Annotated in this window: 5 protein-coding genes; 4 read left to right on the top strand and 1 reads right to left on the bottom strand. The window is 70.0% G+C overall.

All coding sequences use genetic code 11. The annotated features are described in order from the left end of the window. Nucleotides 1-101: 101 nt before the first annotated feature. Nucleotides 102-506, bottom strand: a complete 405-nt coding sequence (locus tag ABH927_RS03175; protein ID WP_370017912.1) for a DUF4396 domain-containing protein — start codon at nt 504-506, stop codon at nt 102-104. 362 nt (nt 507-868) lie between these two features. Here ABH927_RS03175 and ABH927_RS03170 point away from each other — a divergent pair, with 362 nt between their 5' ends. From ABH927_RS03170 to ABH927_RS03155, 4 genes are all read left to right on the top strand, one after another. Next, nucleotides 869-6,985 carry a phospholipase A2 gene (locus tag ABH927_RS03170; protein WP_370017911.1) on the top strand — a complete coding sequence of 2,039 codons (6,117 nt, stop codon included), beginning with the start codon at nt 869-871 and terminating at the stop codon, nt 6,983-6,985. Between the two features lie 214 nt (nt 6,986-7,199). Then, nucleotides 7,200-10,202 (top strand): BTAD domain-containing putative transcriptional regulator, encoded by a 3,003-nt coding sequence (locus ABH927_RS03165; RefSeq protein WP_370017910.1) that lies wholly within the window; start codon nt 7,200-7,202, stop codon nt 10,200-10,202. Nucleotides 10,203-10,319: 117 nt separating this feature from the next. Continuing rightward, nucleotides 10,320-10,712, top strand: a complete 393-nt coding sequence (locus ABH927_RS03160) for a hypothetical protein (RefSeq protein ID WP_370017909.1) — start codon at nt 10,320-10,322, stop codon at nt 10,710-10,712. A 54-nt stretch (nt 10,713-10,766) separates the two neighbouring features. Further along, a complete protein-coding gene (locus tag ABH927_RS03155; protein ID WP_370017908.1) occupies nt 10,767-12,092 on the top strand; it encodes an acyltransferase family protein in 1,326 nt (441 codons plus the stop codon). Nucleotides 12,093-12,217: the final 125 nt, after the last annotated feature.

Genomic DNA, 12,217 nt, shown 5'->3' with positions numbered 1-12,217 from the left:
TTGGCGGCGCTCTCGCTCGGCCCTGAAAGTGCTTCAGCGTCCGGCCGAAATGTCCTGGGGGCTCGAGAACGGGCTCGGCCGCGGTGATCTTCCCCGCCGAGTCAGTGCAGGTACTTGTGGATGACGGCGTGGCCTTTGCCCCGGCCGATGATGAGCTTGTTCACGGGGGCCGTGACGATGAAGGCCACCGCCAGGGACAGGACCAGGGAGCCCCAGAAGCGCGCTGAGGTGAGACCGGCGTCCATCGCTCCCGGAATGATGAGGACGACGGCGTTGTCCACGATCTCCATGGTCAGGATCGACACGGTGTCGGCGGCCAGTGCCAGCCGTACGGCGGTGCGCCAGTCGAGGCCGGCGTGACGTAACCGGCGGAGGCTGAACAGGTAACCGAAGAAGAACGCGAGTGCGACGGACGCGGCGATGGTGCCGGCGTTCGGCCACTTGAAGGCGGTGCCGAGCACCATGCCCAGCACCTCCCCGACGGCGCAGCCGGTGAGGCAGTGCAACGTGGCCTACACCGCGAGCGCCCAAGTCGCTCCCTGGCCGGCCGCTCCGGGTTCGTGATGGGCCGGATGCCGGACGGGAGGGTTCTCCTGGGGGCGTCCCGCGTGGTGCGTCGGTTCGTGCATCGCAGTGCTCCTGTTCCGCCTGGCCGGGGTGGCCCTATCAGCGCATAGTCCGCGACCTCTTCCCATCCTGGGGTGCCGATGGTGAAGTGCGGCCGCCCTGAGAACTCGTGGTGATCGGTCACCGCTCTCCCTGAACTCGCCCCCGAATATGGCCGCATAACGGGATCTATACGGCACGTATACAGCCTCTGGTCAGCCTGAGTCACACTGCCCCCGTCGCGTATGCGGAGGAAAACTCGGTGTTGACGAAGAAACTGGGCCGGCTCACGGCGATGCCGCCCTTGATCGTCCTGGCGCTGGTGTCGACCACTCTTTCGCCCCTCTCAGCGAGAGCGATGCCCGTTCCGAAGAAGATCCAGGTCGCGAAGGCGGCCTGTCCCGATGAGATGCCCACCGAAGCCTCCGCCAGGCTGGCCGCGGCGGTCTGTGGCAAGCGGTTGAAGGTGACGTCGCTCACCTCGGAGACCGACGAGTTCTACATCAACCCCAATGGCACCGTGACACAGGAGCACCGGTTCCGCCCGGTGCGCGTGAAGCAGGGCGACCAGTGGGCCGCGGCGGACGCCACGCTGACCGCGAACCCCGACGGGTCGGTCACTCCGAAGGCCGCCGCCATGTCCTACCGCTTCTCCGGCGGTGGTGACGGCCCGCTGGTGACCGCGTCGCAGAAGGGGACCGAGCTCACCCTCGGCTCCCCGCTGGGCGCCCTCCCCAGGCCGGTGCTGAACGGCGCGACCGCGACCTATCCCGAGGTGCTGCCGGGCGTCGACCTGGTGCTGACCGCCGACGTCGACGGCTTCGCCGAGAAGCTCGTGGTCAAGACCCGTGAGGCGGCCGCCGATCCGAAGCTCAAGGCGCTGACGTTCGGCACCTCCCTGAAGAAGGGCAAGCTCAAGGCCGACAAGTACGGCAACGTCACGGTCGTGAACGCCAAGGACGACCCGGTGTTCGCCACCTCGGCGGCGGAGATGTGGGACGCCGCCGCCGAAGCCGCCATGAGGCACAACCCCGCGGCCGCGCCCTCCGCCTCCATCGCCCAGACGGGTACACAGGCCGGCAAGCGCGGCAAGATGGACGTACGGCTGGCCGACGGCGCCATAAAGGTCACCCCGGACGCCGCTCTGCTGGCCGACCCCGCCACGGTCTTCCCCGTGACGATCGACCCGAGCTTCACCGCCGCGAAGTCCGGCTGGACGTATGTCGACTCCGCCTATCCGACCAGCACCTACTACAACTCGACCAACGACGCCACCGCCGGCACCAGCAACGGCGGCGGCATGAAGCGGCGCTCGTTCTTCAACATGGGCCTCTCGGGGATGGCGGGCAAGCACATCCTCTCCGCGACGTTCAACATCAGGGAGACGTGGGCCTGGTCCTGCTCGGCGCGCAACGTCGAGCTGCACCGGACCGCCGCCGTGGGCTCCGGCACCAACTGGAACAACCAGCCGGCCTCCAACCTGAGCATCGGCGCGAAGAACGTCGCCTACGGCTGGTCATCGAGCGGATCGGGCGGGCCGTCGAGCTGCCCGGCGGCCTGGGTCGGCTGGGACGTGACCAGCGCCCTGCAGAGCACCGTGAACGCGGGCGGCACGTCCATCACGCTCATGGTCAAGGCCGGCAGCGAGACGGACAACTACTACTGGAAGCGGTTCGAGAACAACCCGAACGTCTCCATCAACTACAACACGATCCCCTCGACGCCGGCGAGCCTGGCGATCGCGCCGTGCACGACCTGCGCCAGCCCGGCGCTGGTGGCGGCGGCCCAGCCGACGCTGTCCGCCAAGGTCAGCGACGCCGACGGGCAGGCGCAGCGCGCCGACTTCGAGGTGTGGACGCCTGACCACGTGACCAAGGTCACCGGCGGGTCCGTCTCCGGCATCGCCTCCGGAGCCACCGGCTCCTGGAAGGTCGGTACGGCTCTCGCCAACAACTCCTACCACTGGCGGGTCCGCTCCTTCGACGGCACGGACTACAGCGCGTGGTCGAGCTGGTTCACGTTCACCGTGGACGCGGCGCCTCCGCCCGCCCCGGCTGTCTCCTCCACCGACTACCCGGCGAACGAGTGGGCGAAGGGTTCCGGCCAGGCCGGCAAGTTCACCATCACCCCGTCGGGCACGGACGTGGCCAGTGTGCTCTGGTCCTTCGACGGCGGCGCCCAGCAGTCGGCCGCCAGCACCGGCACGCCGTACACGGTCACCTGGACCCCCACGAGCGACGGGCCGCACACGCTGAAGGCGTGGGTCAAGGACAAGGCGGGCAACATCTCCGCCGCCACGACCTACACCTTCAACGTCGGCACCTCGGCGGTCACCTCTCCGGCGGACGGGCAGACCACCGCCCGCCGCACTGTGCTGTCCGCCTCGGGCAGCGCGGGGCTGACCGCGGTGAGCTTCTCCTACCGTCGCGGCGAGGCCGACTCCTGGCACCAGGTCCCGGCCGCGGACGTGCGGAAGAAGGCCGACGGCTCGGCGATCACCTGGCCCGTGGCGCTGGCGAACGGCGTCTCGCCCGAGCTGGTCTGGGACACCACCCACACGCTCACCGACGACGGCGTGATCCAGATCAGGGCCGACTTCACCACCTCCTCCGGGACGGCGGCGTCTCCGCCCGTCGACCTGGTCGTCGACCGCGACGCGGAGGGCGCGACCACCCAGCCCGTCGGGCCGGGCTCGGTCAACATGCTCACCGGCGACTTCAAGATGGCGGCCACCGACGCCAACGTGTTCGGCGTCGGGCTCATGCGCTCCTTCTCCTCTCGCAACCCGCGCAAGGGATCCTCGCTGCCGGGGGTCGCGGCCATCTTCGGCACCGAGTGGACCCCAGCCGGGCTCGCCCAGTCCGGGCAGGGCACCTTCGCCCAGCTGCGGCCGACCTCGGCCACCTCTGTCGAGATCAGCGGTGAAGGCTCGACCGTCGCCTTCACGAAGAACACCGACGGATCCTTCACGCCGCAGCCCGACGCCGCCAACCTGAAGCTGACCTTCGATTCGGCGACCGACCGCTACACGCTCTCCGACGTCAACTCGGCGGATCGGACGGTCTTCGCCAAGGTGAACTCCGCCTCGACGACCTACCTGGTCCGCGCGGTCTACCCGGCGAGCGGCAAGAGCAACACGACGTTCGTCTGGGAGTCGGTGACCGGCTCCGACGGCACGACGCTCGCCAGGCCGGTGAAGATCATCGCGCCGTCCTGGTCGGTCGCCCAGCAGTCCGACTGCGATGTGGACACCCTCGCCGCCCTGCCCCAGGGCTGCCGGCTGATCAGGTTCACCTACGCCACCACCACGACCGCGGGCGCGCAGCTCGGCGACGTGGCCGGCCAGGTCAAGCAGATCGACCTCTGGGAGGGCGGCGCGAGCACGCCGCAGGGCCTGGCGGCGTACCGCTACGACGACCTGGGCCGCCTGCGTGAGCAGTGGAACCCCAACACCCCTGACGTGAAGACCCGCTACGACTACGACCTCGGGGGCCGGGTCAACCGGTACTCCCCGCCCGGCGAGCTGCCGTGGACCTTCACGTACGGCAAGGCCGGCAACCCGGACACCGCGGCCGACGGGATGCTGCTCAGCGCCTCGCGGCCGACGCTCCGCCCCGGCACCATGAGCGAGACGAACGGCACGGCGAGCGTCTCCGTCGTGTACGACGTCCCGGTCAGCGGGAGCGGCGCGCCGTACGCCCTGGCGGCGGCCAACACGACGACGTGGGGCCAGAACGACCCGCCCGTCGACGCCACCGCGATCTTCCCGGCCGACGATGTGCCCGCGAACCACACGGGGCGCGGCGGCCTGGCGGGGTCCGACTACGGCCGTGCGACGATCACCTACCTGAACGCGTCGGCGCAGGTGGTCAACCGCGCGGACCCCGGTGGCGGCATCTCCACCAGCCAGTACGACGCGCAGGGCAACACCGTGCTGTCGCTGTCGGCCGGCAACCGGGCGCTCGCCCTGGGCCAGGGGCCGAACGCGGCGAACGACCTGACCCAGCTCAACCTGATCAACGCCTCGACCGCCGAGCGGGCCCGGGTGCTGTCCGACGAGACCATCTACAGCTCCGACGGGCAGCGCGTGCAGGCCGAGCTCGGGCCGCTGCATCTGGTCAAGGTGAACGGCGTGCAGGTGCCCGCGAGGAAGCACACGGTCAACACCTTCGACGAGGGCAGGCCGTCCGACGCCAAGGTGGCGAACCTGGCCACCACCGTCACCGTGGGCGCCTCGGTGCCCGGCCGGAGCGGGGACGCCGACGTCAGGGTGAGCAAGACCTACTACGACTGGACGACCGGCAAGTCCACCAAGACCGTCGACGACCCCGGCGGCCTGAACACCACCAAGACGACGGGCTACGACACGGAAGGCCGGGTGATCAGCACCACCATGCCGAAGTCGTCGGGTGACGACGCCGGCACGACGACCAGCGAGTACTACTCCGCCGACGGCACCGGGACCTGTGGCGGCAAGGCGGAGTGGGCCGGTCTGCTCTGCCGTACGAAGGCGAAGACGACGATCTCCGACGGTGGCTCCAACCCCGCCGAACTGGTCACCAAGGTCTACACCTACGAGCCGGGCGGCCGCGTCAGCGACGTGACCGAGACCGCGAACGGGGTCACCAGGACCACCTCCATGACGTACGACGCCGCGGGCCAGATCGTGAAGACCACGATCACCGGTGGCGTGGGCACGGCGGTGCCGGAGGTGACCGCGACCTACGACTCGGCGGGACGCACGCTGAAGACCGCCGCGTCGAACGGAACCTCCATCACCCGGGAGTACGACGCGCTGGGACGCCAGGTGTCCTACACGGACGCCGACGGCGGTGTGACCAGGGTGGAGTACGACGCACTCGACCGGGTGATCAAGAAGACGGACGGCGCGCCGTCCACGATGACCTACGTCTACGACACCGCGGCCGACCCCAGGGGCGTGCTCACCTCGATGACCGACTCGGTCGCGGGCACGTTCACCGCCACCTATGACGTGGACGGCGCCATCGTCCACGAGAACCTTCCGGGAGGCGTCTCCTACAGCCTCCTCAGGGACCCGTCAGGTGCGCCGACCTGGCGCGGTTACCAGACCGTCGCCGGTGTGAAGCTGCTCGACGACTCGGTGACCTGGTCGATCCACGGCCAGCAGGTCTCGCACAACGGGATCTCGGCCCAGCAGATCGACTATGACAAGGCGGGCAGGATCGGCTCGGTGGACGACACCGTGAACGGGACCTGTTCGCGCCGGAAGTACGGATACGACGCCAACTCCAACCGGACGTCGCTGACCAGAAGCGCGTGCGACGGCTCCGGCGCGGTCACCGAGAACCACGTCTACGACGGCGGGGACCGGCTGGCCGACTCCGGGTACGTGTACGACGCCTACGGTCGCACCACGTCCACGCCGGCGGGGCTGACGGTGGACTACTACAACACCGACCTGGTCAAGTCGATGACCTCCGGCTCGGTGCGGCAGTCCTACACGCTCGACCCGCAACTGCGGCGCGACACCACCACGGTGGAGCAGCAGACCGGCGGGACGTGGATCGGCATCGGCAAGCGGACCGAGCACTTCGACGCCGACGACGACACGCCGGCGTGGATCGTCGAGAACGCCGGCACGGGCGCCGTCACCAGGAACGTCCACTCCATCTCGGGCGGCCTGGCGGCGGTCACGTCGGCCACCGGAGACGTCCGGCTGCAGCTCACCAACCTGCACGACGACATCAACGTGGTCTACAGCGTGGCCGACGGCGTCCCGCTGGCGCTGGACTTCGACGAGTTCGGCAACCCGCGCCCGGGTCAGCCCTCGACGAGGTACGGCTGGCACGGCGCGGCCGAGCGGGCCTCCGACACCCCCGACGGCACCATTCTCATGGGTGTCCGGCTCTACCAGCCCAAGCTGGGACGGTTCCTCCAGACCGACCCGGTGGACGGCGGAAGCGCCAACGCCTACGACTACGGCAACCAGTCGCCCACCTCGAACGCCGACCTGGACGGCAAGAAGTGGTACTGGTGCACCAACTTCTGGCACTTCGCGTTCAACCACTGCGGCATCAACTACGCCTGGTACCACGGCAGCTGGCGCTACGTCTGGTGGGTCAAGACGCCGGCCGGCTGGTGGGTCCGCGGCGTGTTCTACGACTACTGCACCCATGCTCCCGACAAACCGCTCGGGTACGACTTCCGGGCGGCGTGCATGATGCACGACTACGGATACGCGCTGCGCGGCATGGGAGTGATCTCCAGCAGGAAGACGGTGGACGACGTCTTCTACTACGTCCTCTACTACGGCGTCTGCTCCCACTACTTCTGGAAGGGGACCTGCAGGGGCATCGCGTACAAGTACTACCTGGCGGTACGCGCCTTTGGAGGATGACGGGGTGACCCCCACGCCGAGTCACTGAGGCAGCAGTGAGGCAGCAGTGAGACGCGATCGCTGAACACCGAACCCGCACCGGCGGGAGCCGTCACGACGGCTCCCGCCGGTGCCCGCGTGACAGGAGTCGACTTATGGGTTGACGGAAGTAAAGACCATCGTGCACATTGAAGCGGCTTTGATCTTCTTTGAGCACGATCGTCCGGGGAGCGCGATGGAGTTCGCCATCTTGGGACCGCTTCACGTCACCGCCGGTGCTCTAACTCTGCCGCTCGGCGGCGGCAAGCAGCGCGCCCTGCTGGCCGAACTGCTCTGCCACGCCGGTCGCGCGGTCCCGCCGTCCGCGCTCATCGAGGCGCTCTGGGGCGACGCCCCGCCGCGCACCGCCTCCGACAATCTCCGGCTGTACGTGCACCAGCTTCGCCGGGCGCTCGGCCGGGACCGGATCGTCCGCACCGGCATGGGTTACGTGCTCGAAGTCCACCCCGGCGAGCTGGACGCCGACCGGTTCGAGGCCCTGGCGGAGCAGGGCACGATCGCCCTCGCCGCGGGAGATCACGAGCGGGCCACCACGCTGCTCCGGCAGTCGCTGGAGCACTGGCGCGGACCCGCCTACGCGGGCCTCAATCTCACCGCCGACCTTCGCGACCACGCGTTCCGGCTTGAGGAACGGCGGCTGACCACGCTGGAGAACCGCGTCGAGGCCGACCTGGCGCGCGGGACGCACGCCGCGCTGGTCGCCGAGCTCAGCGGGCTCGTGGCCGAGCACCCGTTGCGGGAGCGGCTTCGCGCGCAACTGATGCTCGCCCTGGCCAGGTCCGGAAGGCAGGCCGAGGCGCTCGCGGTCTACGGGGACGCCCGCCGTCTGTTCGCCGCCGAGCTCGGCCTGGACCCCGGCCCCGAGCTCCGCCACCTTCACCAGGCCATCCTCACGGGCGAAACTCCCGCCGAGCCGTCCGCGGTGTCGTCCGCGGAGTCGTTCCGCGACCCCTCTCCGGCCCAGCTCCCGACCGACATCTCCGACTTCACCGGCCGAGCCGATCAGATCGCCCAGTTGACGGATCTCCTCGGCGGGGAGCCCGGCGGGGGTCGGGGACCTGTCCGGGTGTGCGTCATCGCGGGGATGGGCGGGGTCGGCAAGTCCACGCTGGCCGTCCACGCCGCCCACCGGATCGCCGGGGACTACCCCGACGGCCAGCTCCACGTGAACCTGCACGGCGCGGAGGCGTCGCCCGCCGATCCCGCCCAGGTGCTCGCCGCCTTCCTCACCGCGCTCGGACTGCCGGGCCCCGCCGTACCGGAGACCACCGAGGAGCGGGCCGCCCTCTACCGCAGCCATTTGGCCAACCGCCGGATGCTCATCGTGCTGGACAACGCCGCGTCCGAGCAGCAGGTCCGCCCGCTGCTCCCGGGCACGTCCGGCTGCGCCGTCCTCATCACCAGCCGGGTACGGCTCACCGGGCTGTCCGGGGCGACCCTGATCGATCTGTCGGTGCTGGAGACGGAGCAGGCGGTCCGGCTGCTCGCCAGGATCGCCGGAGCCGACCGGGTGGCCGCGGAGCCGGAGGCGGCCGCGGAGATCGTCCGGCTGTCCGACCGCATCCCGCTCGCCGTCCGGGTGGCGGGCGCCCGCCTGGCCGCGCGGCCCCACTGGTCGCTGAACCACCTCGCCGGGCAGCTGACCGACGAGCGGCGCCGGCTCGATCGCCTGGCAATCGGCGATCTCGCGGTCCGGGCGAGCCTCGCGCTCAGCTACGTGGGGCTCGACCTCGTCACACGAGAGGCGTTCCGGCTGCTGGGCTCGCTGAACGCGCCGGACTTCGGCGGCTGGGTCGCCGCGGCGCTGCTCGACCTGCCCATATCGGCGGGCGAAGAGCTCGTCGAGGCGCTGGTGGACGCACAGCTCGTGCTGATCAGCGGGATGGACCCGGCCGGGCGGCCGCGATATCGCTTCCACGACCTCGTCCGTCTGTACGCCCGTGAGCGCAGCGGGCTCGAGGACGACCCCGAAACCGTGACCACCGCCCTGAGCAGGGCGTTCGGGGCCTGGCTCGCCTTGGCGGAGCAGGCGACCGAAAGGGTGCCGGGGAGCTCCTGCGCCATCATCCACGGCACCGCCCCGCGCTGGACTCCACCCGACGCCCTCCAGAGCTCCTGGGAATGCCTCGTCGAGCAGGACCCGATGGCATGGTTCGACACGGAAAGGGCGGCCCTGGTCGCGTCGATCCGGCAGGCCTGCGCCCTCGGCCTGGAGGAGGCCGCGTGGGATCTGGCCTGCTGCGTGGAGCGCTACTTCGATGTGCGCGGGCTGTTCGACGAATGGCGCGGCACCCACGAGGTCGTCCTGGACGCGTGCCGTACGGCGGGCAACAAGCTGGGCGAGGCGATGACCATGCGCGGCCTCGTGCACGCCACCACGTGGATGGAGGGCGGCGACGAGGCCATGGCCGCGCAGTACGACGGGGCGGAACGCTTGATCGCCATGTTCGGCGAGCTGTGCGAGGACCGCGGGCTCGCCGACGCCTACGTGCTGCGGGCCTGGGGAGAGGGGGCCCGGGGCGACACCGAGCAGGGCCTGAAGTCGGGAGAGATCGCGTTACGCCTCGCGGAGCGAAGCGGCCATCTGGCCGGGCAGGCGCGGGCGCACGTGTGCATGGCGGTCGCGTACGGCCTGCGACGGATCAGGGAAGGCATCGTCCACCTGCTGCGCGGTCTCGAACTCGCCGAGAAGCTGGGCAACCCCCGGTTCGAGGCCACGACGCTCCAGTTCCTCGGTCTCGCGCACGCCCAGACCGGGGAGTTCGAGGCGGGCCTGGAATATCTGGTCCGGGCGCTCGCCATCTACCGCGAGCTCCGCGACCCGCTCCTGGAGGCGATGGGGCTCGTGGCGCTGGCCAAGCTCTACGCCGTGCACAGCGACCCCCGGGCCAGGGCGGCGGCGGAGGCGGCCGAAGCCCTGAGCCGCTCCCATCGCCTGGCCCACCACCGGGCCGACGCGCTCTGGGTGCTCGGCCGGGTCGACCTGGCCGAGGGCAGGACCGCCGAGGCGGTGGCCCACCTGGAGGAATCGGTGCGGCTCTGGCGCACGCGCGGCTGGCAGGAGTTCCTCGCGGGCACGCTGGACAGCCTCGCCGACGCGTACACCGCCGCCGGAGACCTCGCGGGAGCCGACCGGGCCCGCCGCGAATCGGACGACCTCATCGGGACGGCTCCGTGACGCCCGGTCGATGTACTTACCTCTTTTTAGGTACATCCACACTTTCCGGGCAGGACGTCACGGGCGGAGGATCGGAGGCGTAAGCAGCATTCCATCGGGTCCAGGGAGCACGCTCACATGCCGCGACCGCAGCTCGGCGCCGTCACCGTGTGGACGATCGCACTGATCGTCGCAGGGTCCGTCGCTGTGGCGATCTGTCTCATCACCTCGCCGCTGGCCTCATCCGACGCGCCCCGCGACTTCTTCGACTCGCCCTATCTCCTTCCAGCGTTCCTGTGCCTGGGGATCCTGGCCGGCCTGGCCGGGTGGCTGGTCCCCAGGGCCGGGTTCCTGTGGGGCCTCCTCGCCGCCGCGCCCTTCTATGTCGTCTTCGCCGCGGGGGTCATCAGGGAGGCCGGGGGAGACGGTCAGGGACTGTGGCCCGTCGGTCTCATGTTCCTGGTCGGCCTCACCGTCATCCCGGTCGTCGCCGCACTGGCCACGTCTCTCATCGCCTCGCGGGCCGCATAGGGATCTTGACCAGATTTAGTCGGATATTTGGTTCTATCGCCTAAAGTCAGGCGAATGGCTCCGACGACTTCACAGCCGGCCGCGCCAACCACTTTTGCCCTGCAGGCCCTGCAGGCCCTGCAGGCCCGGCAGGCGGGGCGGGCCCGGCTGGCCTGGCTGGACGCTCTGCGGGCGCCCGCCGCGCTGGCGGTCGCGCTCCACCACTCCGCCTGGACCTTCATTCCGGGCATCTGGGCGGAGGTCGACCGCAGGATCGACGTCGGCACCTGGGGCGTCTTCGTGTTCTTCCTGGTCAGCGGCTATATCATCCCCGCGTCCCTGGAACGGCGCGGCGACCTGCGCGCCTTCTGGATCGGCCGGGCCTTCCGCCTCCTTCCCCTGCTGCTGACCGCGATCGTCCTGGCGCTCCTCCTCGCGTACGGCGGGGCGTTCGTGCTCCACCGTGACCTCGGCGTGCGTCCCCTGCCCCTTGTCGTCCTCGGCAACCTGACGATGCTGCAGGAACTGCTGGGCGTCCCCGCCGTCATCAACGTGATGTGGACGCTCTCCTACGAGTTGGCGTTCTACCTGCTGACGGCCGGGCTGTTCACCGTACGGCAGGCGCATCGGTCGGCCACGACGGCGATCGTCCTGGCGCTGCCGGCCGCACCTCTCGGGCTGCTGATGCCGGGCGCGACCATCAACGGCCGCGCCGACCTGGTGGCCGCTCTCCTCGGCGTCGCGGTGGTCGCCGTCATCGTCGTGTCGGCGCTGTCGCGCGGACGAACGCGTACGGCCGCCGCCGTGGCCGGCGGGCTCCTCGGCCTGGCGTTGGTGATCCTGGGCAGCCGGGTCGGCGCCTGGCAGGGCCTGATCATCTTGGCCATGATGTTCGCCGGCACGGCCGTCTACCGTGCCGAGCAGGGGACGATCCGGTGGCGTACCGCCATCGCGACCGTGCTCACGGTCCTCGCCTGTGGGATCTTCGCCAAGGACGACCCCGGCTGGGCGCCGGCGATCCTGCTGGCCGCCGGCTTCTTCGCGACCGCGTTCGCGCTGCGGCACCGGCACTTCCCCCGCTGGCTCGCCCACCTCGGGGTGATCAGCTTCTCCCTCTATCTGCTGCATCCGCTGTTGCTGCGGCTGAGCCCGAACCTGCCGGTGTTCTTCGTCATCCTGGTGCCGCTCGGCTACCTGACCCATCGCCTGATCGAGGCCCCGGCCCAGCGCCTCGGCCGCCGCCTGGCGCGGAGGATCCGTGGGTCAGAGGTGGACGCCCAGCGCCATCAGCCCGTTGGCGGTGGCGACGACCAGGGTTCCCGGTTCGCCCTCCGCCATGGAACGGACGTCGATGTCCAGGTCGATCTCCAGAAGAGCGGGCCCGGCCAGGCCGTCCAATGACCAGGTTGGAGAAACATGCGTCACCATGTCGTTCGTACGGCGACCCCTCGGGACTACGACGCCATCGCCGCGGTGGTCGACGAATGGTGGGGACGGCAATAATCCTACTTGTCAAGTAGGTATTG

Source organism: Planotetraspora sp. GP83, assembly GCF_041262585.1.
GTDB lineage: Bacteria > Actinomycetota > Actinomycetes > Streptosporangiales > Streptosporangiaceae > JAOEGB01.
Note: the sequence above shows the minus strand (reverse complement) of the source record. Positions and strands in the feature narration are given on the sequence as shown.